The sequence below is a fragment of the Paenibacillus sedimenti genome (assembly GCF_014534655.1).
GTDB lineage: Bacteria > Bacillota > Bacilli > Paenibacillales > NBRC-103111 > Paenibacillus_E > Paenibacillus_E sedimenti.
On sequence record NZ_JACVVD010000005.1, the window covers coordinates 296,188 to 320,624 of the forward strand.

General features: G+C 49.5%; 22 protein-coding genes and 1 riboswitch. Of the genes, 14 read left to right on the forward strand and 8 right to left on the reverse strand.

Annotated elements, in window-relative coordinates:
• Window positions 1–15: 15 nt before the first annotated feature.
• Window positions 16–771, reverse strand: a complete 756-nt coding sequence (locus ICC18_RS16820; RefSeq protein ID WP_188175595.1) for a DeoR/GlpR family DNA-binding transcription regulator — start codon at window positions 769–771, stop codon at window positions 16–18.
• A 126-nt stretch (window positions 772–897) separates the two neighbouring features.
• A complete protein-coding gene (locus tag ICC18_RS16825; RefSeq protein WP_188175596.1) occupies window positions 898–1,896 on the reverse strand; it encodes a GNAT family N-acetyltransferase in 999 nt (332 codons plus the stop codon).
• A gap of 285 nt (window positions 1,897–2,181) precedes the next feature.
• Between ICC18_RS16825 and ICC18_RS16830 the strand changes: the two genes are divergently transcribed.
• Both ICC18_RS16830 and ICC18_RS16835 read left to right on the forward strand, forming a co-directional pair.
• Window positions 2,182–2,511: an ArsR/SmtB family transcription factor gene (locus ICC18_RS16830; RefSeq protein WP_188175597.1), complete on the forward strand. Its 330-nt coding sequence runs from the start codon at window positions 2,182–2,184 to the stop codon at window positions 2,509–2,511.
• 19 nt (window positions 2,512–2,530) lie between these two features.
• The gene (locus ICC18_RS16835) at window positions 2,531–3,040 is read left to right on the forward strand and encodes an SRPBCC domain-containing protein (RefSeq protein WP_188175598.1); all 510 of its coding nucleotides are present in this window, start codon (window positions 2,531–2,533) and stop codon (window positions 3,038–3,040) included.
• Window positions 3,041–3,128: 88 nt separating this feature from the next.
• On the opposite strand, the gene ICC18_RS16840 is transcribed toward ICC18_RS16835, so the two are convergent.
• Window positions 3,129–4,067 (reverse strand): aldo/keto reductase, encoded by a 939-nt coding sequence (locus tag ICC18_RS16840; protein WP_188175599.1) that lies wholly within the window; start codon window positions 4,065–4,067, stop codon window positions 3,129–3,131.
• 22 nt (window positions 4,068–4,089) lie between these two features.
• Window positions 4,090–5,091, reverse strand: a complete 1,002-nt coding sequence (locus tag ICC18_RS16845; RefSeq protein ID WP_188175600.1) for a Gfo/Idh/MocA family protein — start codon at window positions 5,089–5,091, stop codon at window positions 4,090–4,092.
• A gap of 134 nt (window positions 5,092–5,225) precedes the next feature.
• Here ICC18_RS16845 and ICC18_RS16850 point away from each other — a divergent pair, with 134 nt between their 5' ends.
• Window positions 5,226–6,074 (forward strand): AraC family transcriptional regulator, encoded by an 849-nt coding sequence (locus ICC18_RS16850; RefSeq protein ID WP_188175601.1) that lies wholly within the window; start codon window positions 5,226–5,228, stop codon window positions 6,072–6,074.
• Here the strand turns inward: ICC18_RS16850 and ICC18_RS16855 are convergent.
• Window positions 6,062–6,874 carry a glycosyltransferase family 2 protein gene (locus ICC18_RS16855; protein WP_188175602.1) on the reverse strand — a complete coding sequence of 271 codons (813 nt, stop codon included), beginning with the start codon at window positions 6,872–6,874 and terminating at the stop codon, window positions 6,062–6,064. The genes ICC18_RS16850 and ICC18_RS16855 overlap by 13 nt on opposite strands.
• A 104-nt stretch (window positions 6,875–6,978) precedes the next feature.
• On the opposite strand from ICC18_RS16855, the gene ICC18_RS16860 reads away from it, so the two are divergent.
• From ICC18_RS16860 to ICC18_RS16880, 5 genes are all read left to right on the forward strand, one after another.
• Window positions 6,979–9,375, forward strand: coding sequence for an HAD family hydrolase (locus ICC18_RS16860; protein WP_188175603.1), 2,397 nt, complete (start codon window positions 6,979–6,981; stop codon window positions 9,373–9,375).
• Between the two features lie 98 nt (window positions 9,376–9,473).
• Window positions 9,474–10,337 carry an alpha/beta hydrolase family protein gene (locus ICC18_RS16865; protein ID WP_188175604.1) on the forward strand — a complete coding sequence of 288 codons (864 nt, stop codon included), beginning with the start codon at window positions 9,474–9,476 and terminating at the stop codon, window positions 10,335–10,337.
• A 210-nt stretch (window positions 10,338–10,547) separates the two neighbouring features.
• On the forward strand, window positions 10,548–11,366 hold the full coding sequence (locus tag ICC18_RS16870; RefSeq protein ID WP_188175605.1) for a VanW family protein: 819 nt from the start codon (window positions 10,548–10,550) through the stop codon (window positions 11,364–11,366).
• A 65-nt stretch (window positions 11,367–11,431) separates the two neighbouring features.
• Window positions 11,432–12,121 carry a DUF2238 domain-containing protein gene (locus tag ICC18_RS16875; protein ID WP_223192655.1) on the forward strand — a complete coding sequence of 230 codons (690 nt, stop codon included), beginning with the start codon at window positions 11,432–11,434 and terminating at the stop codon, window positions 12,119–12,121.
• Between the two features lie 8 nt (window positions 12,122–12,129).
• Window positions 12,130–13,209 carry a lactonase family protein gene (locus tag ICC18_RS16880; RefSeq protein WP_188175606.1) on the forward strand — a complete coding sequence of 360 codons (1,080 nt, stop codon included), beginning with the start codon at window positions 12,130–12,132 and terminating at the stop codon, window positions 13,207–13,209.
• Window positions 13,210–13,461: 252 nt separating this feature from the next.
• On the opposite strand, the gene ICC18_RS16885 is transcribed toward ICC18_RS16880, so the two are convergent.
• Window positions 13,462–14,445, reverse strand: a complete 984-nt coding sequence (locus tag ICC18_RS16885) for an aldo/keto reductase (protein ID WP_188175607.1) — start codon at window positions 14,443–14,445, stop codon at window positions 13,462–13,464.
• A 291-nt stretch (window positions 14,446–14,736) separates the two neighbouring features.
• On the opposite strand from ICC18_RS16885, the gene ICC18_RS16890 reads away from it, so the two are divergent.
• The 6 genes from ICC18_RS16890 to ICC18_RS16915 all read left to right on the forward strand — a co-directional run bounded on the left by ICC18_RS16890 (window position 14,737) and on the right by ICC18_RS16915 (window position 21,800).
• Window positions 14,737–15,186 (forward strand): MarR family winged helix-turn-helix transcriptional regulator, encoded by a 450-nt coding sequence (locus ICC18_RS16890; RefSeq protein ID WP_188175608.1) that lies wholly within the window; start codon window positions 14,737–14,739, stop codon window positions 15,184–15,186.
• Window positions 15,183–16,445 carry an MFS transporter gene (locus ICC18_RS16895; protein ID WP_188175609.1) on the forward strand — a complete coding sequence of 421 codons (1,263 nt, stop codon included), beginning with the start codon at window positions 15,183–15,185 and terminating at the stop codon, window positions 16,443–16,445. Before ICC18_RS16890 ends, ICC18_RS16895 begins: the two co-directional genes overlap by 4 nt.
• A 455-nt stretch (window positions 16,446–16,900) precedes the next feature.
• Window positions 16,901–18,517 (forward strand): response regulator, encoded by a 1,617-nt coding sequence (locus ICC18_RS16900; protein WP_188175610.1) that lies wholly within the window; start codon window positions 16,901–16,903, stop codon window positions 18,515–18,517.
• Window positions 18,514–20,298, forward strand: coding sequence for a cache domain-containing sensor histidine kinase (locus tag ICC18_RS16905; RefSeq protein WP_188175611.1), 1,785 nt, complete (start codon window positions 18,514–18,516; stop codon window positions 20,296–20,298). Before ICC18_RS16900 ends, ICC18_RS16905 begins: the two co-directional genes overlap by 4 nt.
• A 9-nt stretch (window positions 20,299–20,307) precedes the next feature.
• Complete coding sequence (locus tag ICC18_RS16910) at window positions 20,308–21,288, forward strand: substrate-binding domain-containing protein (protein WP_223192628.1); 981 nt, start codon at window positions 20,308–20,310, stop codon at window positions 21,286–21,288.
• 113 nt (window positions 21,289–21,401) lie between these two features.
• Complete coding sequence (locus ICC18_RS16915) at window positions 21,402–21,800, forward strand: hypothetical protein (RefSeq protein WP_188175612.1); 399 nt, start codon at window positions 21,402–21,404, stop codon at window positions 21,798–21,800.
• Between the two features lie 68 nt (window positions 21,801–21,868).
• On the opposite strand, the gene ICC18_RS16920 is transcribed toward ICC18_RS16915, so the two are convergent.
• Window positions 21,869–22,225: a LytTR family transcriptional regulator DNA-binding domain-containing protein gene (locus ICC18_RS16920; RefSeq protein ID WP_188175613.1), complete on the reverse strand. Its 357-nt coding sequence runs from the start codon at window positions 22,223–22,225 to the stop codon at window positions 21,869–21,871.
• 563 nt (window positions 22,226–22,788) lie between these two features.
• Window positions 22,789–24,225 (reverse strand): NAD(P)/FAD-dependent oxidoreductase, encoded by a 1,437-nt coding sequence (locus ICC18_RS16925; RefSeq protein WP_188175614.1) that lies wholly within the window; start codon window positions 24,223–24,225, stop codon window positions 22,789–22,791.
• 83 nt (window positions 24,226–24,308) lie between these two features.
• Window positions 24,309–24,407: riboswitch (purine riboswitch) on the reverse strand.
• Window positions 24,408–24,437: the final 30 nt, after the last annotated feature.

The window sequence follows — 24,437 nt, forward strand, 5'->3', positions numbered from 1 at the left end:
TGTGCATGTATTTGATTACAAGAATGGCACGCCTGCTTCTTTAAAAGCGTGCATCATTTCCGGTGTAATCGACGAATCGCTGATGATACCGGCTGTTTCCTGCACTTCGCCAATGACGAATAAGGAGCTGCGGCTGAATTTGGAGTGATCCGCCACGAGGTACGTTTCCATAGATCGTTTCATCATACAGCGGTTCGTTTCCGCTTCAAGTTCGTTGTAAATCATCATGCCACGGGATAAGGAAACGCCATCTACACCTAAGAAGGTTTTACGAATGCTTAGATTCTCAAGTGTTGCGTTAGCGAGCGGTCCGGAAAGCTCGAAGGTCTGGGTGCGGATGACCCCGCCGGTCACGATGAGCTGAAGTCCTGGCGTCCCGATCAGTTCGTAAGCAATATTGACAGCATTCGTAATGACGGTTAAGTTTTTGAATTGATTCAGCTTTTTGGCGATGAAAGTCGTTGTCGTACCGCCGGTCAAACCGATGATGTCGCCGTCTTCGATGTAGCGCAGAGCCTTTTCGGCAATTTCTTTCTTTTCCTCCGTATAGAGGTCCATTTTATTGAAAAAGGGGACTTCGACCTTCAAGCTTTCCAGAACGGCGCCGCCGAATGTACGGATACAGCGCTTTTCCTGCTCAAGAATCTCCAGGTCTCGTCTAGCCGTTGCTTCCGATACAGCGAATTGCTGTACGATATCGGTTAAGGCAATAGAGCCTTTGTCTTTAATAACCTGCATAATCGCATCTCTGCGCACATCTGTCTTTCCCATGGATCCTCCTAAGAGCTTTCCGAAAGGAAAGCTTGCATCGTAAGCGTTACTGGGCTTTGCTTTGGCAAAACCGGAAATCCTTGGATAACGCTTACTCGTATCTTATCATGTCCATGGATATATAGTCTATCTGCTTAGTGCTTTATCGAGAGGAGCAATGATCCGATAATGACCGCGGAGCGGCTTATAGCCGAGTCGGTGATTAATCGATAGGATCGGTTTATTCAAAGAATCGTTATCGGTACGCACATATCGAGCGTTAAGTCGTTTGGCCAATTGGGCGGCTTGTATCTTTAATGCAGTACCAATCTTTTTTCCACGGTATGTTTTGCGAACGCCTGTATACTCATGGTACATGCCTTGTGTCCGAGTATTATACAACAAATGTGTTACGCCGATAAATTCGTCATCATGCACAGCAATAAGAACCAGATCTGGCTGATATCCATCGACATTCAAATACCATTTACGCCATTCCGTGAAATCAGGCACATCCCCTAGATAGCCAGGAATATCCACTAAGGTATGTTTATACAACTCGTAGAGCTTGTGTTCACTCTCTTCACCCGGTTGATCGGCAAGCGTAATGAAGCGGAACCCTTCGGATTGTATTTGAAGTAAAAGATCCAAACCCAACTGATCATCGTAAGATGCGATTTCAAGAACAGATTGAAAGGAACGACGCTCGATCGTGAATCCTCTTTGTTTTACAAAACGAAGGGCGTCTGCGTCATCATCCCATAGCTCTGATACAAGTGTAGCTGCGCCAAGTGATGAGCCCCATTGCGCAACATGCTGCAAAAGGGCATGACCAACGCCTTGCTTGCGATATTTTGTATCCACAACTAACGTGTTGCAAAGATAACCCGGCTCTGTCCAAGGCGCTCGCCATGACCATGCATACCCGATGACATCCCCTTGTTCATTCGTTGCTACTAGTCGTTCCCGATCGTAGCCTTGAAGCAATCCCTTTTCATCTGTCCAAGTACGGCCGATTTCATATAACTTATCGTCGCTCTCTTTGAGTTTCTCAGCCGTGGTTGGCTCTGACCAGAACTGGTTCAACACTTTCGCGATGGCTTCATAATCCTCTGGCAATTGTAAAGGACGAAATTGAAAATCCATATTAGCACTCTCCATTTTTCCAATATATGGTTTACACATGTAGTCATCATGTCATACTTCAGCAGAGGAATGGTATGGAGAGTTTAGGTATAGACAAAAATGCCTTATGGAATAGAATATAATATTCCTTGACAGGAATATTCCTTAGATGGTATATTATAAATGTGAGTACGGTATACGGTAACTATCAAATGAAACGAGGTGGCCTGATATGACTGGAAATGGAAGAAGATGCTACGCCGTACCCTATGTGAACACTCGATTCATTAAAGGAACATGCGAATTATGGATATAACGACATTTAGCGCACTGGCCGAACCCACCCGCTTACGCATTGTGGAGCTCCTGCTCGACGGTCCTTTGACCGTAGGGGATATCGCCGATCGGCTTGGACTCCGCCAGCCTCAAGCCTCGAAGCATCTGCGTGTCCTGCTGGAGGCCGGGCTAGTCGAGGTGCAAGCTGAAGCTAATCGCCGGAACTATAAGCTCCGATTGGAGCCGTTCCAAGCACTTGACGCTTGGCTTGAAACCTACAGAGGTGTCTGGGATGAACGACTCGACGCTCTGGATCATTACTTGCAGAAGCTGCGAACCAAAGAAAACAAACAAAACTAAATTTCAGGAGGAATTTTCAATGTCGAACCAAATGATTACTAAGGTAGAAGGTCAGGAACTTATTCTGGAGCGTGTCTTTGATGCGCCGCGCGAGCTTGTATTCAAAGCGTTCTCCGAGGCTGAGCATCTGAAGCACTGGTGGGGGCCTCGCGGATGGACGCTTACGGTTTGCAACGTCGATTTCCGTCCGGGAGGCATCTGGCATTACTGCATGAAGTGCATCGATGAGAAACAAGGGGACTTTTTCGGAATGGAGTCTTGGGGCAAAGCGGTCTACCGGGAAATCGTAGAGCCGGAGAAGATAGCCTTCGTCGATTATTTCTCGGATGCACAAGGCAATGAAGCGGAAGGGATGCCATCTTCGCAGGTTACGATAACTTTTGAAGAGTACGAAGGCAAGACGAAGCTCATCAATCGGGGTAAATACGCTTCGGCCGAAGCGCTCAAAGCCGTCTTGGATATGGGGATGGAGCAGGGAATTAGCGAAACTTGGGATCGTCTTGACGAGCACCTGCAATCCATTCAATAACCTCAAGCCAAGTCAGGCACAATCGATCAGGAGCTTTCCTGATGCCTTTGCAAACAAAGAAGACCACCGCGGGGTGGTCTTTCTACGTCTATACCGTTGCTTCGGCCAAGTCAAGCCAAGCAAGCTCCCCCGCAGTCAGCTTCAGTTGTGCGCCCACGTAGCACGATTTCATCTCCGCTTCGCTGCGCGGACCGATGAGCGCGCCGGTCGGGAACGGCTGATTCAGCACATAGGCCAGCGCGATCTGGATGGCGCTGACGCCTTTCTCTTGCGCCAGCTGTTCGGCGCGGCGCAGCCGCGTCCAGTTGGCGTCGCTGTAGAAGACGCGGACAAGATCCGCGTTCTCACGGTTCTCCGGCGTAAACCGCCCGCTAAAAAATCCTCTTGCTTGAGCAGACCAGGACAGCAGCGGCAGCTGTGTTGCTGCGTACCATTCAAGCGCATCGCTATCAGCCGAAACGCAGCCGGGCCAGAACGGTTCATTCGCTTTGGCGAGGCTCAGGTTGGGGCTGCTGAAGCTGAAGCCAATCAGACCGTTCCGCTCCGCATAGTCGGCTGCTTCTTGAAGTCGCTGGTGCGTCCAGTTGGAAGCGCCGAATGTGCGAATTCTTCCGGCTTCCACCTGCTCGTTGAGCGCTTCCACGATAGCGCCGACCGGAACGGACGGGTCATCGCGGTGCAGGGCATACAGATCAACATATTCGGTGCGAAGGCGCTCCAGGCTTGTGAGCAGGTCGCTGTGAATCGCTTCCCTGTTTACGCGTGGACCATTAGCGTCATGATGCGCGCCTTTTGTAAAAATGTTCATGACTTCCCGATTTCCGTTTTCGTCCAGCCACTTGCCGATGGCTTGTTCGCTTTCACCGCCGCAGTAAATGAAGGCTGTGTCAATTGTATTCCCGCCAATTGATAAATAATGTTCAAGGATACTGCTGACTTCTTCAGGGTTATCCAGTCTGAAAAAATCAGAACCCATAATCAGTTGGGAAACAGGCTTATCTAGTCCTTTGATTTGAATATGCTTCATGTTCACTCCAGCCTTTCGCTAATTATTGTTTAATAATGATTCGGGACCGTTCTCTTGCGGATTGCAGGCAAGCGTCAATGACCTTCATATTGTTAACGGCGTCCCTCGGGGCAAAGCGCAGCGGTTTCTCTCCCCAAGCGGCATATGCCAGATCGTCTGCCTGAAGGGCGTACTGATTCAAATAAGGGACTTTCTCTTCGCGTCGTCCCTCCGCTGTGTATACGATGAAATGCCCGCTTTCTTCCGTTGGCGTTACAAATGCAGACGGCACTTCAATCCGTCCAAGCGTTCCCAGCACTTCTACCGTATTGCGGAAATTAGCCCACATGCCGCAGTCGAACGTCAACGCGACGCTGCCGCTGAATTCAACCAGGCCGGACATCATCATGTCAACGTCATCATGCTCCGGAGAGAAGAACGCATGGGTGGTTACCGCTTCCGGTTCTCTGCCAAGCAGCAGTCGCGCCGCGCTGATCGGATAGCAGCCTACGTCATACACCGAGCCGCCGCCCCATTCTTTGACAAAACGGACATTTTTGGCATCTCCCGGATTATTAAATGTAAATGTGCCGTGAATACCGCGAACGTCGCCGATTTCCCCTGATGCGATAATTTCCTTCATGCGTTCGTAACGAGGGTGGTGGCGGTACATGAATGCTTCCGCGAACAGAACGCCGGCTGACTCGCAAGCGGCTACCATTTCCTCGACTTCAACGGTGGTAAGCGCTGCAGGTTTCTCGCAAAGGACGTGTTTGCCGGCCTGAGCAGCGCGTATCGTCCATTCTTTATGCAGATGATTGGGCAGCGGAATATATACGGCATCGATATTCGGATCGGCGATAAGTTCTTCGTAGCTGCCGTAAGCTGTTGGGATATCTAACTGAGCGGCGGTTTCCTGCGATTTCTGCAAATTCCGGCTGGCAATAGCCGTTACAACACCCGTTTCAGACTTTTGGATACCTGGGATACAAGCTCGAATCGCAATTCCTGCACAACCCAGAATTCCCCAGCGAAGCTTTGTCATAGCGATCAACACTCCTGTTATGAATAAATTTATAACGCTTTATTGTCATTATAAAACTGATTATTTAAAATGAATATGATAATATATTGTACCTGATATCGGAATATTGTCATTTCGAGACTGGAGGGAGTGCCATGATAAGACATGTGATGCTGCCTACGCTGCAGCAATCATCTTACTTTATTTTTCCGGAGTCCGTGGGTTGGTACTACAACACTCCGACACATGGCGTTGATCGGGCGGAAGGGCAATGGACGACCTACAGCCTGCATTTTATCATCTCAGGCAAAGGGTATGTGGAGCTTGACGGCATGCAGCATATGCTGCAAAAGGGAGACGCTTTTTTGTATTTCCCGCATCAGAAGCAGAAGTACTACAGCAGTAAAGATGACCCTTGGGACGTGCGGTGGGTGCATTTTTACGGCGATCAATTGAAAGAGTTTTTGCTGGAAAAAGGGTTCTTGCGCAATCTGTGGACACTGAAGCGTTGGAGTGAGCTGGAGCAAGCGTTCCATGAGCTGTTGCTGGAGGCGGAGGCGAATAATATTCTTCGTACGACGAAGTTGACGACTTTGACGTACATGATTCTAAGCGAATTCATGAGCTATGCGGCACCGTTAACCGGGAATCGGGGAATGGAATCGGTTGACCGGATTCTCGCCTTGCTCCCCTCCATGCAGCAAAAGGCCTGCGAGCCGTTCGTTCTTGAGGAGTGGGCCGAACAGGCTGGCGTGAGTCCCTACTACTTCTGCAAATTGTTCCGCAAAGCGATGTCGATGACGCCGCTCTCTTTTGTTACGCTGTGCCGCATGCAGTATGCCAAACAACGGTTGATTGAGAAAGAGACCTTGCATGTAAAAGTGATTGCAAAGGAAGCAGGGTATGAAAGCGCCAGCTACTTTAACCAGCGCTTTCATGAGCATGAAGGGATGACGCCGAGCGAATATCGCAGCATGTATGCGTCGAAGGGTTATTTGGAATAGCGTGAGCGGATAGGCTCCCCGTCCCATAGTATTTCTGTAGCTGCCCTGCGGCTTTTCACCTCCGGTTCTTCAAGAAGGAGGAAGAAGTTCTTGGTCGGCAGCTCGCCGAGCTGGTGTTTGGCCGATAGCTTGTCCAAATAAGGGCGCATATCGTTCAATTGCCCGGACATATTGCCGCCTTGCCGGGAGAACGCGTAGAGCACGCTTGCCACGCGAGCGCGTTTGACGCGGTAACGTTCAGCGGCTCTCAAGAAGAAGTCCCAGTCCCAGTAATGGAACACTTCAGTGTCAAAAGGTCCTAAACTGTCAAGCAGCTCTGGGCGAAACAAGCACCCGGAAGCGTGGAAGGTGGAGAACTTCCGCATCGCAGGTACATCGAATTCATAAGCGAAGACGAATCTATCCGTAGGTTTTCGCATTCCCTGATCGATGACGTAATCGAAAATTTCGACGTCCGCGTAGACGAGATCATAGCCTTCAATCTCTTGAAGCATACGCTCGACGTGAATCGGAAGGAGCATATCGTCGTCGTCGCAGAGCATGATGAAATCGCCTCGGACCTCTTGCAGCCCGCGGTTTCTGGCGTGAACGTGCTTCAGATTTTGCGGCATGTTCACGATTTGGATGCGAAGTTCCGGGTATAACTCAGCAATGAAATCGACAGACGGCCCAAAGTCGTTGACGATGATGATTTGCAGGTTTTGGTATGTTTGACGCGATAAGGATTCTACAAGTTCACTGAGCTCTAGCGGACGATTATATGTAGGGATAATGACAGAAATGAGCGGTTGATTGGACATAAATGGTAGCGCCTCCTCATGAATTCTATTATAGTTCAAGCATACAGATTTTTTTAATTTCCACAATAACAAGCTTTGTTCAATCAAATCTAAGGAGGTTCGTCATGCTGCAAGCAACGCCGGAAGTCGTAAGCGACAAAGATCCTTATTTATGGAAAAAAGATCGCTATTTAGCGCAGGCAGCTGCTGATTGGGACTCGATTCGGCTGCTGAGTCTGGATATTTTCGATACTTTATTATTCAGGACGTGCGCCAGTCCATCGGACGTATTCGTACAAGTCGCCGAGAAGGCACTTCACGCAGGCTGGTTACAGGCATCCGTTACACCCGGATCATTCAAAGAGATCCGCATTCTTGCTGAGCGCAGAGCGCGAGAACGGCAAAGATCGCTGCATGGTTTCGGCGAAGTGACGCTTGCACAAATATACGCCGAATGCCCGCCTACGCTTGGCGACCCAAGCAAGCTGGCTCAGATCGAGTTGGAAACGGAAGCGGAAGCGTGCTATCTGAACCCTCACGTTGCATCCCTGCTATATGCATGCCGAGAGAGGCAAATCCCGATCGCGCTGTTATCGGATATGTATTTATCTTCCGGGCAGCTTCGCTTCGTGCTTCAGGCCGCCGGACTTGATTTGGCGTGCATCGACACGCTGCTTGTCTCATCGGAAGAGCATGACGGCAAGTCTTCGGGGCGGCTGTTTGCGCGATTGAAAGAGTTGTATCCCGATATTGCGGCTGGCGCCATCCTCCACATTGGCGACAATATGGCAGCTGATATAGATGGTGCAGCCAGAGAAGGGATACGGTCAATTCATTACAACGTGATTCCGGAACATTTCGAGAGCCGCTATCATTGGGAATACGTACGGCACGGCGATGTTCTGCCGGCATGGAAGTCGTTACGGAAACTGGCTGAAGCTTCGGATTCGATTACGGGAATGGGCGAACGGGAAAAGCAGTTTTACCGTTTTGGAGCCAGCGTGCTCGGACCTTATCTGCAGTCGCTATGCGAATGGGTTGTCGATGCGTGTGTGGAAGCGGGTGCGCGCGAGGTGCATCCTTTGATGAGGGAAGCTTATTTGCTTGCCCCGATGCTTGAAGCGACGGCCCGCATGCGAGGCGTGGAGCTGCAAGTGAAGCCGATCTATGTATCCCGACAGGGGACTTACCTGGCAGGCCTTCAAACTTTTGGCCGGGCAGATCTGGATAAGCTATTAGGTATACGGGGGGTAAAGGTTGGAGAGATTTTCGAGCTTCTCGACATCTCTGAGGAAGCGGGGCTTTTTGCAGCTGATTTGGATAAAAAAGTCGAAGGCTCCCTTGCATCGAGTCTGCGAGCGTATCTTTTGGAAGACAACGTTCGGGATAAGGTGCTGGAAGCTATTGAGAGGAACAGACAGCTTTTTATCGCTTACTTGAAGCAGGAGTTCAGCTCGCCGGAAAAGCTGATTACCGTCGATATCGGGTTCAATGGCACCATCCAACTTGCCTTGGAAACGATCGTCAGTTTGGCAGGGTACACGCCCCAGATGATACATCTGCTCGCAGTTGGCAGTGATAGACTGAATGAGCTGCGCTTAAACGGGATGGACATCCGCTGTTTGCTTAGATCAGGGGGAGAGGGTAGTGAACTGGGCCGCCGAATTGCCAGAAGTCCTGCTTTCGTGGAGGAGCTGATGATGGGAGAATTCGGTTCTACGCTGCGTTTTGAGCAAGATGAGACAGGGCGGGTGCTGCCGATAATGGCTGGGCTCATGCATGCAGAAGAGGAATTTGCATTCAAAAAAGCAAGCCAGGAAGGTGTTCTGACCTTCCAGAAGTATTACGCGTACTTGCTGTCGGTAAAGCGGGATATATTGAAGCGTGCATCCGATGAGATCGCGGATTGGAGCAAGCCGCTTCATCGGGTCATTGATATGCCGATGCCGGAAGAAGCCAAGATGCTTGGCGATTTGACGCATCAGGATAATTTTTGCACGGTATATATTACGCCAATCTGCGAGCAGGTGGACGACGCATGGTTCGCGCAAGGCGGAGATGCGTTCATCGATATATGCAACTACGGGCCGGAGATTCTGAACGCCAACTGGCCGCAAGGCATGGTTACGCGTCAAATGCCGTATTATTTATATAAATATTATTTACGCCAGCGTGACGGTTTCGGCAGCGGGTCCATGCTGTTTGAAGCGATTCGCCGCCTCAAAAAGGATGGCGTCCGGTCGGTAAACATCTATGGCTCAGGCTCTTTTGCTGAGCATGTCATGAAAACGGCCTGGTTCCACGGGCTTGAAACTCCTTATTGGATCGACCCGCATGCAGCTGCTGATGCTTCCTCATGGGGCAATTTTGAGTATGGATCCTTGGAAAAAGTAATAAAACAAGAGGGTAGTCAAGCTTACATACTCGCTACTTTATCAGAGATGGTCTCTTATAGAACTACGATCGAGACTGCATACCATGGCACTGAGTTAACGCTCTCTTTGTATGAGCTGCGCCCTTAAATGAACAGACCAGCCGCATGGATGGCTTACGAGAGCTATTACAATACATTTGTTTCCAATTGATATGCTAGACATTATGGATGGAGGAATGATGAAGGATGAGTCAGCCATCAACAACGGTCGCCAAAGAGCCTTTTATTCTGCAGGCAGGGCATTTGGAAACCGGCGAACCGCTCTATATTCGCGGGGAAGTTCGCTTTCAGACGAAGGAAGCGGCGAAACCGGCTCCGGTTATCATTATCTGTCATGGTTTCAAAGGGTTTAAAGATTGGGGACTCTTTCCGTACGTGGCTTCCCGGTTCGCGGAAGAAGGCTTTTATGTAGTTACGTTTAACTTCTCGTGCAACGGCGTGAATGAAACGGATTTTGATGAGCTGCACAAGTTTGCGGTTAATACATATTCCCGTGAGCAAGAGGATTTGGAGCTGATTTATCTGGCTGTGCTTGCTAAGAAACTTCCGCATGCGGAATATGCAGATATGGAGCGCATTCATCTGCTGGGGCACAGCCGTGGGGGAGGTGGCTGTGTCATTTTCGCAAGTGAACACCCGCCAATTCGGTCGATCGCGGCCTGGAACGGCATCGCTAATCCGGATTTGTTCGATGCGGCGTTCAAAGCTCAGATCATTGAGCAAGGCGTTGCGTACATTCTGAACGCGCGAACCGGGCAATTGATGCCGCTTCATGCGACGTTCTATGAAGACTTGCAGCAAAACGGCGAGCGTTTGGATATCGTGCGGCGATTATCAACGCTGGCGATACCCGTGCTTTTGGTGCAAGGAGATCAGGATTCGCCGAGGCTGAAAGAGGGCTTCGCCAAGCTGCGCGAAGCGGCTCCTCAGCACAAGGTCATTACAATTGAAGGCGGGAATCATACCTTCGGCGCAGTGCACCCTTTCGCTGGTACAACGCCTAATTTGGAAGCGGCGTTCGACGCTACCTTGGCGTTTTTTAGGGAATAACAAAGAAACCGTGCTGTTTAGAGGGACAGCTCACTAAACGGCACGGTTTTTCTTCGAATTGTCTATCTGCAGGTCAAAGTCATAACAAGTTTGTTTATCGTCTTGGCACATCCGGTTTTCGGCCTCTTTGATCAGGTGCTTAACATCTCGGCTTTATTATAATCGATGTACAATTGCCCCACAACCCGCGAAACAAGGATACAAAGGGAGATGTGCGTGTTGAAGCAAAAAATATTAAAATTATATCCCTCGCTTTACCGACTGCGTATTGCTCAGTTGAGACTTCAGCGGCATGTGGTTAATCTTAGCCCGGGCATCCGGTTTGCACGCCTCCGGACGGACATTTCACTTCCTTATATGTGTAAGAAGCATCAGTCCCTTTTAAGAAGAAAACTTGGGTCAACAGACCCCATTCTGCAGGAAAATAAAATTACGAACTTGCGCATTAGCGTGGGTCAGATGGACGGTATTATAATCAGGCCCGGCGAAACGTTTTCGTTTTGGAGGTTAGTTGGAAAAACGACGGCAGCGAAAGGCTATATCCCTGGCATGCTATTATCACAAGGGGGCGTGACGAGCGGTGTTGGCGGGGGCATTTGCCAGCTAGGGAACTTACTTTTCTGGATGGTTTTGCATACGCCGCTGCAGGTCGTTGAACGTCATCACCACAGCTTCGATCCGTTCCCGGACGATCATCGGGTGCTGCCTTTCGGGAGTGGAGCGAGCGTCTTTTACAATTACATCGATTTGCGGATTTATAATCCGACGAAGCATCTATTTCAATTTCGTTTGTGGCTGACGGATGAGCACCTAAAGGGTTCCGTTCACTGTGACGAGCTGCTGCCGCATGCCTACCATATTGAAGAAAGAAATCATCGTTTTCTCGAAAAAGAAGGCCGTTATTATCGCGAAAATGAGATCTGGCGCAAGGTGATTGATAGGAGAACCGGCCAGACGGCAGCGGAGGAGCGGATGCTTCATAATTTCTCGGAAGTGAAATACGATTTGTTTAGTACTACGAAAAGTTAGTACTTCTGGAAAATGGCTCCTCGCGTTAACCTATCCTTGTAAAGAAAACAAGGGGGCTAGAGGTGATGTACATGACAGACAAACGAAGTTTGTGGCTGAATAACGGGATCCCGTTCAGAGATAATTGGCCGCTGCAAGTCATCATTGTTTTGTATGTAGGCTTTTGGAATTGGCTGGCGGTCTCGCCCTACAGCAGATTCGACTGGTTTCTTGAAAATCTGTTGATTTGGGCCACATTGGTTGGGTTAGTCGGCACTTATTCCCGATTTGCTTTTACAAATTTGTCTTATACGCTTATCGCGTTATTTCTTGCCCTGCATACCTGGGGTGCTCATTATTCTTATAACGAAAATATGGTGGATGTCTTACTCAAACAGCTGTTGCATGCTGAGCGGGATCATTACGATCGGTTGGTGCATTTCAACTTTGGCTTGCTGCTGGCTTATCCGATCCATGAAGCGATGGGTGCGTGGACACGGCTCAGGAGCAGATGGTTGTATGTCATGACGTGTACGATCGTTCTAGCTTTAGGCGCCTTCTATGAGCTGATTGAAATGTGGGTGGCGATGATTGTCGCTCCCGAAATCGGAACGTTGTTTCTAGGGACGCAAGGGGATCCTTGGGATGCCCAGCATGATATGGAGCTTGCACTGTATGGGGCCGTCCTTGCGATGCTTGTTACCGGGTTGATTAATAAACGAAGGACAGGGGTACAATCGTCTAAGAGAAGTATGAAAGTGTCTAATGGAGGTTGAGAGAATCAATGACAACGGATCAAAATATGATGTATATGTACGTAGGGTCGTATACGGATACACATAATCAACAAGGAATCGGATTGTATGCTTTTGATCGGCAATATGGGGAGATCAAGCTGGTGGAAGCGTATACGGATCTTCCTAACGCTTCCTTCCTGACGATCAATCAAGCTCGAACCAAGCTGTACGCGGTCAGCGAAACAGAGGAATATAACGGTTTAGCCGGAGGCTCGGCTGCGGCGTACGATATTGAAGAGGGCACAGGGAGGCTCAAGAAGCTGAACCGGCAGCCGACGCATGGCTCAGCGCCATGCTACGTCAGCTTGGAGGGGAGAAGTCGTCGCGCGTATGTGGCGAATTATACAAGCGGCAGCGTCACGGTGTTCCCGATAGAAGCTGACGGAAAGCTCGGCGAGCACTCGCAATTGCTGCAGCACGAAGGTGCATTAGGACCGCATGCGGAGCGCCAAGAGGCCCCGCATGCACATTCGATTGTTCCGTCGCCGGACAATCGGTTTGCGGTTTCCGCCGATCTGGGAATCGATCGGCTGGTCATTTACGCGATCGCGGAGAGCGGCGATCTCGTGCCGCACGGAGAAGCGGTGCTAACGCCGGGCGCAGGCCCGCGGCATTTTGTTTATAGCGCGGACAACCGGTTCTTGTACGCGGTAGGCGAGCTGGACTGCACCGTGACAGCGATGCAGGTTGATGCGGACGCGGGAGAATTGACCGCGTTCCAGCGCATTTCGACGCTGCCGGAAGGCTACAGCGGCGAAAACACTTGCGCGGACATCCATCTCTCGAGGGATGGCCGCTATGTGTATGTATCGAACCGCGGGCACGACAGCATCGCGGTTTATGCCGCGGACAGACAGCGCGGCACGCTGTCCTTGGTTCAGCTGCAGGCGACGCTCGGGCGGACGCCGCGCAATTTTGCTTTGTCGCCGCAGGGGGACTACCTGCTAGCGGCGAATCAGGCGTCGAACAGCATCACGGTTTTCCGCGTGGATGCGGAAACCGGGAAGCTGGAAGCGACGGAGCAAACGGCAGCGGTATCGATGCCGGTTTGCATTCAGTTTCTGTAGGCGCAGCCAGAGAAAAAGACCGTGTTCTCAGAGCAGCATAAGCGCTCTGGGCGCACGGTTTTTTGGTGTGCGATGTGTTGAAGTGCGTATCGCTCGCTGTCCCTGTTAACGACGATTTTCAGCGTTAAAGTGGCCGCTGCCTTAAGCAGCCTAGAGTCGGAAAATGTGCATAAGTATGCGGTTTTCGTGCTGTAGCTCTTGCGTGCGGGGGCTAGCGCTGGTCTTCGCTACTCAACTCACTATCCCCAACACTCAGTAAGCGCCGCGGATATGTGCATGCACCTCGCGTTGGTACCACGTTTGCAACACTTGGAGCTCATCTTCGCTGAAGGAAGCGATATTCGCCGCCTGCAGGTTATCCAACACCTGCGCGGTGTTCTTGAAGCCGGGGATGACGCAGCTCACGGCTTCTTGATCGAGCAGCCAGCGCAGCGCAGCGCGCGTCATGCTTTCGCGGCCTTCGGCGATCCACGCCAGCTGGCGGCTCAGTTCGAGGCCTTTGGCGAAGCCAAGGCCGGCGAACGTTTCGCCAACGTTGAAGTGTTCGCCGTTTTCGTTGAAGCGTCGATGGTCGTCCGCTTCAAACTGCGTCTGCTCCTTGAACTTGCCGGTGAGCAATCCGCTCGCCAGCGGCAGTCGCGCCAGAATGCCGACGCCTTTGGCGTGTGCGGCTGGCAGCAGCTCTTCGAGCGGCTTTTGCCGGAACAGATTCAAGATCATTTGCAGCGCCCGCACGTTCGGCTGCTCCAAACAAAATAATCCTTCCTCCACGGTTTCCACGCTTACGCCATAGTGGCGGATTTTACCCTCGGCCTGCAGCTTGTCGAGCACTTCAAAAACATCCCCCTGCTTCAAAATCTCCAGCGGCGGGCAGTGAATTTGATACAGATCGATGGCTTCGCGCTGCAGCCGTTTCAGGCTCCCTTCGCAGAAGGCGCGAACGGCCTGCTCCGAATATGTCGCAGGGTTATGAATATCCGCGCTGCGGCAAAATTTGGTCGCGATATGAATCTTGTCTTCGCGCCCGGCAGTTGCTTTCGCCAGCAATTCCTCGCTGTGCCCATTGCCGTAAACATCAGCGGTATCAAAGAAGTTAACGCCTTCATCCATAGCGCGATGAAGCGCTTGGAGAGAATCAGCGTTATTCACGTTTCCCCATGATCCCCCTATGGCCCATGTGCCAAAGCTAATTTCACTTACCTGTAATCTGGTGCTGCCAAGCGGTCTGTATTTCATATTTTCCCTCCTAAGGTCAAAGTGAACGTGCGTACATAAACTCTTAATGATCTTATTCCACTCTTAATCCTTCGTCAATCTACCAAACACCCAATACCCCAATACCCCAATACCCCAATACCCCAATACCCAATCTCCCCATCCATTCAACCTTTCTACAATTGGCTTGTGTTGGAGACAGTTTTTTTAATGCCAAAATATAGTTGCACTTGCAACTGAACGGGCGTATGATGAAATAGTAGCAAATGCAACTAATTATTTTTCCAAGCTAGAAGAAGGGGGTTGCTGCTCATGATTGATGCCAAGAATTCGATACCACGTTGGGTATCTTTGCTCTACCGTTACGGCCAAATGTACATCGGCGAACACTTAAAACATTATGATATCGGCAGAGGCCAGCACATTTTCCTGAACGCACTCTATAAGGAAGACGGTCTCACGCAGGAAGAGCTAGCCGATCATTTGAAAATCGATAAAGGAACAACGGCAAAAGCGCTTAAGAAGCTGGAAGCACAAGGCTACATCACGCGAAGCGTGAGTGCAAAAGATAAACGGTGTAACGAAGTGCACCTCACCGAGAAGGCGCTTCTCATTAAGGAGGATGTGCGCAAGGTATTGACGGATTGGCGGGAACGGTTGACGTACGGGTTAACGGATGAAGAAAAGCAACTAGCCCATTCCATCCTGGAAAAGATGGGGAACAATGCGGCACGATTCGCAGAAGAGCAGGTGGACCTATGAACATGCGTTATGCTGGGGCGGCGTTTATCGATCGGCATTTTCATGCATTAACGCATCGCAATTATCGCTATTTATGGCTGGGGCAGTGCGTTTCGCTTATCGGTACCTGGATGCAAAATATCGGGCAATCCTGGCTTGTGCTCCAGATTACCGGGTCGCCCTTCAAGCTCGGTCTTGTCGGTGCTTTTCAGTTTCTGCCGATACTTTGTTTTTCCTTGTTCGCAGGCATCATCGTCGATAAGTTCCCGAAGAAAAATATTTTGCTCGTTACCCAAACGGTTGCGATGATTCTCGCTTTTACCCTGGCAGCACTAGTCCTCACGGATACGGTAAAATATAGTTACATCTTGATTCTTGCGCTGCTGCTCGGCCTTAACAATACGCTCGATTTGCCGACGCGGCAGGCTTTTAATATCGAGATTGTTGGCAAAGAGGACTTGATGAATGCCATCGCCTTGAATTCGACTACGTTTAATATGGCGCGTATCGTTGGTCCCTCAATCGGTGCGGTGATGATGGCGATGCTCGGCGCCGGCTGGTGTTTTCTGCTTAACGGTATCAGTTTTATCGCAGTTATTTATGGCTTGCTGCATATCAAGGCGGCGCCTTATGTGCGCAAGCAGCGCTCCAGCGAAGGCGTTATGAAGGAAATCAAAGATGGCATTCTCTACATTGCGCGAGATCCGCTGCTGGCCCAAACCGTATTGCTCGTGACCGTCATCGGGACGCTGGCTTTTAACTTTAATGTCCTCATTCCGGTATTTACCAAAAATGCGCTGCACATGGGGGAGACGACCTACGGGACTCTCATGTCCTGCCTAGGCATCGGCTCCTTTGCGGGCGCGCTAACGATGTCTTTCCGAAGTAAACAAGGGCCGCGGATCAAGATTAGTATCATAGCCAGCTTGCTCGTTGCCGTTTGTCTTATTTTCAATGGTCTGAGCAGTTCAGTTTGGTTGTGCGGCTTGCTACTGGCGATTACCGGTTTTTTTAACATCGTGTTCGCAACCAACAGCAATTCGAATCTCCAGATGAACGCCAAGGAAGAGTACAGAGCGCGGGTGATGAGCGTGTATTCGCTCGTATTTGCCGGGTCGACGCCGATAGGTAATCTGTTTGCCGGTTATGTCGCAGACCGGTTCGGTGCGAACGGAGCGTTTGTGAGCTGCGGCATATTGACGGCCATTCTTTGCCTGCTTATTATCTGGAAGTATAAGAGGGCTGCGAGCGGTAGAGCGAGTGTGACTGAACAGGGATGAACGATATCTTAAGGCAATTTGAAAAGGCTAGCACCACCCTTCTAGCAATGTTTCGGCGCTGTATGGCGGGCGCGTGACGAGTCAAGCTGAATTCATATAGGATTATAGGTTGTCATTTATTTTCGGAATCACATATCGAGTTGTCCTCAGTTGATCTTTGTTTGTCTGAAGATCACCCGTTAGTGTCGCAGCAAAGCAGAGAGCCTTTGTGGAGTACCATCATCATGCCGCCTTTCCCATCTCCCGTGGAATCAGAAGATTTTCAACGTTTCTCCAGAGATTTTTCCACTTTTTTTGTCCCGATTGCAGATAGAATAAGCACATATGCATTTATCGAAGATGGTATAAGCCTCAAAGCTTCCTGAAAGCTACTATTGCCGTTGGCTTGAAGCGCTGTGTACAATACACATAGTGCGGCAATTGGTTATACTTGATTTCGCTGAGGTGAATCCAATATGTATAAAATCATTATGATTGACGACGAAGACGAAGTCAGAGAAGGCATCAAGCGGAAGACGAGTTGGGAGGCTTGCGGCTTTCAACTGGTCGGGGACTTCGATAATGGCAGAGACGCCTATGAAGCGATGGATGAGCTGCAGCCCGATGCGGTCATTACTGATATTTGCATGCCATTTATGGACGGGCTTGAACTCACGGAGCTGATTGCAGCCAAGTATCGGGATGTCAAAGTCATTATTGTAACCGGTTACGAGGATTTCGAATACGCGAAGCAAGCGATCAAGCTCAAGGTTAAGGACTACCTGCTGAAGCCGATTAACGCGGCAGAGTTCACGGAATTCCTGCAGAAATTAAAGCTTGAACTGGATGAGGAGCGTAAGCAAAAGGAAGACGTTACCTTCCTCCGCCGTCAGTTTCACGAGAGCTTGCCTTTGCTTCGTGAACGATTTCTGGAGCGGTTGGTGACGTCCTGCATGAAGAGCGAAGAGATCGAGCGCAAATGCCAGATGTTTGACCTCACGATCAGCGGTCCAAGCTATACGGTGTTTACACTCGATATCGACGAGTTTCACCGGAAATTCTATAGTGATCAAGCCGCGGAGGAGGAGCTGCTGCGGTTTGCCGCCCATAATATTTTACATGAGATTGCTCAAAAGGAGCATGGCGGGATTGTATTTCGAACCCGTGACGATAAGCTCGTCGCTCTGCTCTCCGGCGAACGGAACCATATTGAAATGACATGCCAAACCCTTGCGGAGCATGCGAGGTACAGCATTGAGAAATATTTGAACATGACCGTAACGATCGGCATCGGACGTATTTACAATGAATTGCAGGATTTGCCCAAAGCGTTCCTGGAAGCGCTGTCAGCACTGGACTACCGCTTTTTGCTCGGGAAGAATCGGATCATTGCGATCGGAGACATGGAGTTCGGACGCAGTCTCGACAACCCTAGCTATGTCCACATGGAGAAGAAGCTCCTCTCCGCTATCAAAACAGGCGAGAAAGCTGCCGTCTCCGCTACGCTGCAGGATTGGATTGAAGAAATGAAGAAAGCCGCTTGTCCGATGGACAAATGTTACGGCAAGCTGCATAAGCTGCTAGTCGCTTTAATGAATTTATTGTTCGAGACCGGATCTGAGGAAGCAGCAGTACTTGGCGACCACTCATTCATGCAAATATATGCAAGAAAAACATTAGACGATGTCAGAAGCTGGTTGGAGGATGTTTGTCTGGAACTGGTCGACTTGCTTGCCGAGAAGAGGACGAACGTCTCCCAAGCGCAAATGGAAGCCGCTATTGCCTTCATCCATGAGCATTATGCGGACGAACAGCTGTCGCTCCAACGAGTTTGCAATCATATTTATATGAGCATGAGTTACTTCAGCGCCCTTTTCAAACCATATACAGGTGAGACGTTCGTTGAGTATGTAACCCGGTACCGCTTAAATAAGGCGAAAGAACTGCTTGCGCATTCACAGCTGAAAACCTATGAACTCGCTGCCATGGTGGGCTACAACGATCCCCAGTATTTCAGCGTTATTTTCAAAAGAAACACCGGTATGACTCCCAAAGAATATCGAGCAGCGCAGAAAGGTCAGCCGAGCCTATGAGAATTTGGCGGTCCCCCTTCCAATTCAAAAGCATTCATACCAAAATCGCGCTCGCTTTCTCTTGTCTAATTCTTTGCACAACCGTTATCTTAAGCTACAGCGCATACCGCCTTTCGACTGTGGCTGTCACGGACACGTCCCTGGAATATACGAAGCAGCTGATCGAGCAGGTGAATCAAAACATTCAAACCTATATCGGCAATATGGAGAGCATCTCCACCCTTTCACTGAGCAATGCCGATTTGAAGCGTTATTTGGAACTGAAAAACCCGAATGGGTTTGAAGGTGAGCAGCTCTCGAACCAGATCAGCAGCTATTTCCGTTCGATTGTCGCTTCCCGAAATGACATCGCATCCATTCTATTCGCAGGCTCCAACGGCGCCTTGGTATCGGATCGCAGCAACGGGCGCTTTAAGCCATATTCCGAGCTCATTATGCAAGAATGGTACGCCAAAGCGGGCGAAAGCAAGGGCGACGTAGTCATTTCATCCTCGCATGTGCAGCATCTGTATGATAATGAGTACAAATGGGTCGTATCGCTCAGCAAGCAAATGCCAAGAACATCGCCATGGTCGGCAAGCGGCGTCCTGCTTGTCGATCTGAATTACAATGTCATTAACGATCTATGCAACCAGATTAGGCTCGGACAAAGGGGCTATGTATTCATTCTGGACCCGACCGGCGATCTCATCTATCATCCTCAACAGCAGCTCATTTACACGGGATTGAAATCGGAAGATATCCGCACCCTGCTGCAGGTTAGCGACAGTACGTTTCAAACGCAAGAAGCGGAGCAAAGTAAAATTTACACCGTTCGAACGACGAACTTTGGATGGAAAATTGTAGGGGTGACTCACCCGGAGGATCTTAGCGGAAATAAGAAGGAGATGCAGCTCACTTCTGCGATGTGGGGCGGGATCTCGCTAATCATTGCCTTGGCGATTTCGATTCTTTTGTCCATTACGCTCACAAAACCGATTAAACAGCTGGAAGTACACATGAAGCAGGTGGAAAAAGGCAACTTTGATATTCGCGTCGATGTGGAAGGTACGAATGAGATCAGTAAACTATCCAGAACGTTTAATCTCATGATCAGCAAAATCAGAGAACTGATGAATCAGACGGTACAGGATCAAGAAGTGAAACGGATCAGTGAGCTGAAGGCGCTGCAGGCGCAAATACAGCCGCATTTTCTGTATAATACGCTGGATTCCATCATATGGATGGCCGAAATGGGCAAAGTGGAAGAGGTCGTTACCATGACTTCCGCATTATCCAAGCTGCTTCGCTCCAGCATAAGCAAAGGTGAAGAACTCATTCCCATCGCTGTGGAATTGGAGCATATTCAGAATTATTTGACAATCCAGAACATCCGTTACCGGAATAAATTCACGTACACCATTGAGGTGGAACCTGACATACTTTCCTGCAGTATTTTAAAAATTATTTTGCAGCCATTAGTTGAGAACGCCATCTATCATGGCGTGAAACATCTCCCGGAATGTGGACATATTCGTATTACAGGCTGCAAAATAGAAGGGCTTATCGAACTTAAGGTTATGGATAACGGTGTCGGCATGAGTGAGGAGCAGTTAAAGAACTTGATGCATAAAACGCGTCAAGCAGAGCCAGGCAAAGGCTTCGGCTTGCTTAACGTAAATCATCGAATTCAGCTCTATTTCGGCGATTTGTATGGTCTACAGTTTGAGAGCGAGCTGGAAGAGGGAACGACGGTGACGGTGCGCATACCTGAATTGCCTCTGGAAGATAAGTCGAAATGAGGTGTGAGGTTGAAAATAAAAGCAGGCTCTATCGTCGTTGTGATCGTCCTTATAGCGGTCATGCTGATTGCGTATCTCGTCGTGTCCAATGGCATGGAGGCTAAGAACAGACCGCTTATTTTAATTCCCAAAACGATAGACAATCGAGTGGAGTTCTGGCAGGTCTTGAACCAAGGGGTCTTCGCGGCAGCCAAAGAATACAATACCGAGGTTAAAGTGATAGGGCCCCCCTCCGAATCTGACATTGACGAGCAGATCAAACTGGTAGAAGAGGCGATCGCCATGAAGCCGAGAGCGATCATTTTGGCTGCTACGGATCATAATCGGCTAGTACCCGTTGCCCAGAAGGTTATCAGCTCCGGCATTAAGCTCATAACCGTGGATTCCGGTCTGAAAGGCGGAGTTTCATCCAGCTTCATCGCGACAGACAGCTATGCGGCGGGGCGTAAAGCGGTGGAAACAATGAAACGCTATGTGCAGGGTCCTGCAACATTTGCGATCGTCAGCTTCGTCAAAACGTCTACGACCCAACTGGATAGGGAGAACGGGGTGCGGGACAGCTTAAAGAATGATCCTTCCATTCATGTCTTAGATACGTTATATAGCAACGGATCTGAAGAGAAAGCTTACGAACAGACGAAGAAGCTGCTTGCCGAACGTTCGGATATTCGCGGCATTTTCGGACTGAATGAGGTCTCTACCGTCGGGGCGGCGAGAGCGCTCAAGGAAATGGATCTTGAAAGAAACATCAAGCTCGTCGGATTTGACAGCTCGATGAATGAAATAGCATTCCTTGAAGAGGATATCTTGCAGGCGACCGTTGTCCAAAAACCTTTCAACATGGGATATTTGGCGGTCAAAACGGCCCTTCAAGTCTACAATGGCGAGGCTGTCAAAGCTATTATGGATACGGGTTCGGAGGTTATTACCAAAGAGAATATGTACACGAGCGAGAATCAGAAGCTGCTGTTTCCATTCGTAGAGAAATAGCATGCAGGAGTTTAGACTCATTTTTCGAGAAATATCCATTTTCTGGGTTGTCAAGTTTCGACGTATACACTACAATATAATGTAGATTCATGTCGGAAATGGGGGAGCAGACGATGCTAGGGCTTTTAAAGAAATGGCTGCATACGCCAGCGCCAGCGCCTACGAAGTCAGCGGATTACAAAACGATGGAAATCGATGTGGTCATCAAATGTTTCGTGTCGGATAAAGACAAGCCGTTTCGCGTTATTTTTAAAGTCGAGAAGCAGGGCTCTTTCTTTACCAAGGACATTTTCGTGAAAAATGTAGATGCTAAGACGCCGTACGAGCTCGTATATAATTTTTCCACGCTTGGAATGAACTATGAAGAGCTGAAGAAATACGAAGGCACGGACCATGCCGAGTACAGCTTTGCTACCTTGGAGGAAGCCAAAAAGGTCAAAGACACAACCGTCGATTACATCCGGTTCCTGATTCGCGAACATCAGCAAGAGACACTCGCTAAAATATCATAGGCAAAAATGAAAAAGGAGCTTGCAACCTAAGTCGTTGGCTCCTTTTTTGTATAAACGGGATTCCAGCTTCAAACGATTTCTTCACTTTGATGAGACCTGTTCTGCTGCCAAATTTCTTTCAGACGGTGCTGACGAAGCTTCGTAATGGTCGTGAATTTGGAATCAGCGCCTTTAAGTTCAAAGAACACTTTCCCGTCTTGAATCTGAAGTATTTTTTTCGTATTCACGTAGCAGTCTGTGTTGGCCTTAAAAAAAGAGGCATCCGACGTAATTTCAGCGATTTGCTCCGTCGACAACCGTTTCTTGATGTGATAGTTTTTCCCATGGAAGCTAACAAGTCCATGATCTCCGACCCGGAAATACATAATATCCTTCTGGAGTACAAATTCTTCATAGGTGTTCGTAACATCGAGCGCTACATTCATGTGTTCTTCCCCCTCGATAAAATGTTAACGCTTACAATTTGAGAACGCTTTCATTTTACCATAATTAATTGATAAGGGAAAGGGTTTTTGGTTGGGAAAATAGAGCTTGCGCCGCTTGGGAGGAGCTAGCGCTCGCCGAGCACGTGAAAGGACCCGAAAGGACCTTACAGGTGGCAAAGTCGAGCCGCGAGTGGTGGAAAGCGAGCTGTAGCGCCCTTTTTGGGCGCCACAGCTTGAAGGCAGGGATCACCTAGCGCTGAAAGGTCACAAAAAGGACCCGAAAGGACCTTACTGGGTCGAAAACGCAGCGATGGCGGGGAAAAGCGGTGTGCCACCATCCGACCTTATCTCGTCCACAAGAATGAAAAACATCGCTAGAGACTCGATTCCACCTGATCCTCCCGTCTGTAACCATCGATCTCGATTGCAAGCCGAAGATCTATTTACACTCCCCGGAAAATAAAAAGCCGCTTCTCTAGACAGCAAGTGCTGAACTAGAAAAGCGGGCTGTGTTTCATAAACTGTTTGTACTAAATTTTTTCCATATGGAAATTAGTTGGTAGTTATTTGTTCATGCGCTCAAAAACATTTTGCGCGATCCAGACGCCCGCGGCCCCTGCTTGGGCCAAGCCGCGCGTAATACCAGCACCGTCTCCGCCGCAGAATAAGCCCTTGATTTCAGTCTCGAAGCTTTCGCTTAGCTTCGGGCGCGCGGAGTAGAACTTCGCTTCTACCCCGTAGAATAGCGTGTGCTCTGCCGCGATGCCGGGCGTGACTTTCTCGAGAGCCTGGATCATCTCGATCAAGCTCTTCATCGTGTTATACGGGAGCACGAGGCCGAGGTCTCCCGGTACTGCTTCCTGCAAGGTCGGTTCCAGGAAGCCCTCGCGGATGCGCTCGGTCGTAGAGCGGCGTCCACGCATAATGTCGCCGAATTTCTGAACGATGACGCCGCCGCTGGATAAATCGTTCGCGTGTTTACAAATTTCACGAGCATATTCGTTCGGTTTATCGAACGGCTCGGTGAATTTGTGCGAGACAAGCAGCGCAAAGTTCGTATTAGTGGACCCGAGTGCAGGGTCCTTGTAGGAATGGCCGTTAGCGGCCATGACGCCGCTGTGATTTTCGACGACTACGTGCCCGGACGGGTTGCTGCAGAAGGTGCGTACCCGCGTACCGACGGACGTGTTGTAGATGAATTTACCCTCGTAGAGATGCTCGTTAATTTCGCGCATAACGACATCCGAGGTTTCTACGCGAACGCCAACATCGACCTGGTTGTTGTACATTTTGAGGCGGCGCTTCTTAAGCACTTGCGTCAGCCAAGCGGAACCGTCCCGGCCTGGAGCCAGCATGACATAATCGCTGCGGATCTCCGTGCCGTCTTTTAGACGAATGCCCCCAATCACATGTTTATCTTCGTTTTTTATGGTCATAATATCATCAACTTCAGCTTTGAATTGCATATCGATGCGGGTTTTCAAATATTCGTAAATGGACTTCAAAATCATCAAGTTTTGCTCGGTTCCCAGATGTCGAACTTGTGCGCGAAGCAGCTTTAACCCCGCGGCATAAGAGCGTTGTTCGATCTGTTTAACCGCTTCTGTTGTTGGGTCCGTAATGTTTAGCGTTGCGCCATGAAGAAGATTGATATCATCTACATAACGAATCAATTCCATCACTTTGGACGGAGCCAAATAGTCCGTCATCCAACCGCCGAATTCGGTAGTGATATTGAATTTACCGTCGCTATATGCGCCTGCGCCGCCGAAGCCGGCCGTAATGGAACAAGCGGGAAGGCAACCGGAGAAATCCTTTTTTCCGGCGGGAGGAGGACACAGCTTAATTTTATTTTCCAAAATCGGGCAGCTGCGATGGTAAATATCGTGCCCTTTGTCGACCAGCAAAATTCGGGCAGCCGGATAACGTAGCGTCATTTCATAACAGGCGAATATCCCGGCAGGTCCTGCTCCGACTACGATGAAATCATAAGCGTTCATTTCGATTTCGCTCTCCTTTTCGAACACCGCTTCAGGGTGTGAAATCCGATTTTTGGACGTAAAAAATCCCAGCCACACAGGTATGCGGAAGCAGTACCCGTCGTAGCTAGGAAGTTAAGGCTCCCTCTAGAAACCCTCAAGCCAATTCTCAAGGATATACGAACGTTTCGAATGTTTGTGGCTGTTTGTTATTGCCTTGATTATCATAATAC

What these genes read in the sequence shown, in the direction of transcription:
- ICC18_RS16820 (WP_188175595.1), bottom strand. Translation starts at nt 771, where the DNA reads ATGGGAAAGACAGATGTGCGCAGAGATGCGATTATGCAGGTTATTAAA.
- ICC18_RS16825 (WP_188175596.1), bottom strand. Translation starts at nt 1,896, where the DNA reads ATGGATTTTCAATTTCGTCCTTTACAATTGCCAGAGGATTATGAAGCC.
- ICC18_RS16830 (WP_188175597.1), top strand. Translation starts at nt 2,182, where the DNA reads ATGGATATAACGACATTTAGCGCACTGGCCGAACCCACCCGCTTACGC.
- ICC18_RS16835 (WP_188175598.1), top strand. Translation starts at nt 2,531, where the DNA reads ATGTCGAACCAAATGATTACTAAGGTAGAAGGTCAGGAACTTATTCTG.
- ICC18_RS16840 (WP_188175599.1), bottom strand. Translation starts at nt 4,067, where the DNA reads ATGAAGCATATTCAAATCAAAGGACTAGATAAGCCTGTTTCCCAACTG.
- ICC18_RS16845 (WP_188175600.1), bottom strand. Translation starts at nt 5,091, where the DNA reads ATGACAAAGCTTCGCTGGGGAATTCTGGGTTGTGCAGGAATTGCGATT.
- ICC18_RS16850 (WP_188175601.1), top strand. Translation starts at nt 5,226, where the DNA reads ATGATAAGACATGTGATGCTGCCTACGCTGCAGCAATCATCTTACTTT.
- ICC18_RS16855 (WP_188175602.1), bottom strand. Translation starts at nt 6,874, where the DNA reads ATGTCCAATCAACCGCTCATTTCTGTCATTATCCCTACATATAATCGT.
- ICC18_RS16860 (WP_188175603.1), top strand. Translation starts at nt 6,979, where the DNA reads ATGCTGCAAGCAACGCCGGAAGTCGTAAGCGACAAAGATCCTTATTTA.
- ICC18_RS16865 (WP_188175604.1), top strand. Translation starts at nt 9,474, where the DNA reads ATGAGTCAGCCATCAACAACGGTCGCCAAAGAGCCTTTTATTCTGCAG.
- ICC18_RS16870 (WP_188175605.1), top strand. Translation starts at nt 10,548, where the DNA reads ATGTGCGTGTTGAAGCAAAAAATATTAAAATTATATCCCTCGCTTTAC.
- ICC18_RS16875 (WP_223192655.1), top strand. Translation starts at nt 11,432, where the DNA reads ATGTACATGACAGACAAACGAAGTTTGTGGCTGAATAACGGGATCCCG.
- ICC18_RS16880 (WP_188175606.1), top strand. Translation starts at nt 12,130, where the DNA reads ATGACAACGGATCAAAATATGATGTATATGTACGTAGGGTCGTATACG.
- ICC18_RS16885 (WP_188175607.1), bottom strand. Translation starts at nt 14,445, where the DNA reads ATGAAATACAGACCGCTTGGCAGCACCAGATTACAGGTAAGTGAAATT.
- ICC18_RS16890 (WP_188175608.1), top strand. Translation starts at nt 14,737, where the DNA reads ATGATTGATGCCAAGAATTCGATACCACGTTGGGTATCTTTGCTCTAC.
- ICC18_RS16895 (WP_188175609.1), top strand. Translation starts at nt 15,183, where the DNA reads ATGAACATGCGTTATGCTGGGGCGGCGTTTATCGATCGGCATTTTCAT.
- ICC18_RS16900 (WP_188175610.1), top strand. Translation starts at nt 16,901, where the DNA reads ATGTATAAAATCATTATGATTGACGACGAAGACGAAGTCAGAGAAGGC.
- ICC18_RS16905 (WP_188175611.1), top strand. Translation starts at nt 18,514, where the DNA reads ATGAGAATTTGGCGGTCCCCCTTCCAATTCAAAAGCATTCATACCAAA.
- ICC18_RS16915 (WP_188175612.1), top strand. Translation starts at nt 21,402, where the DNA reads ATGCTAGGGCTTTTAAAGAAATGGCTGCATACGCCAGCGCCAGCGCCT.
- ICC18_RS16920 (WP_188175613.1), bottom strand. Translation starts at nt 22,225, where the DNA reads ATGAATGTAGCGCTCGATGTTACGAACACCTATGAAGAATTTGTACTC.
- ICC18_RS16925 (WP_188175614.1), bottom strand. Translation starts at nt 24,225, where the DNA reads ATGAACGCTTATGATTTCATCGTAGTCGGAGCAGGACCTGCCGGGATA.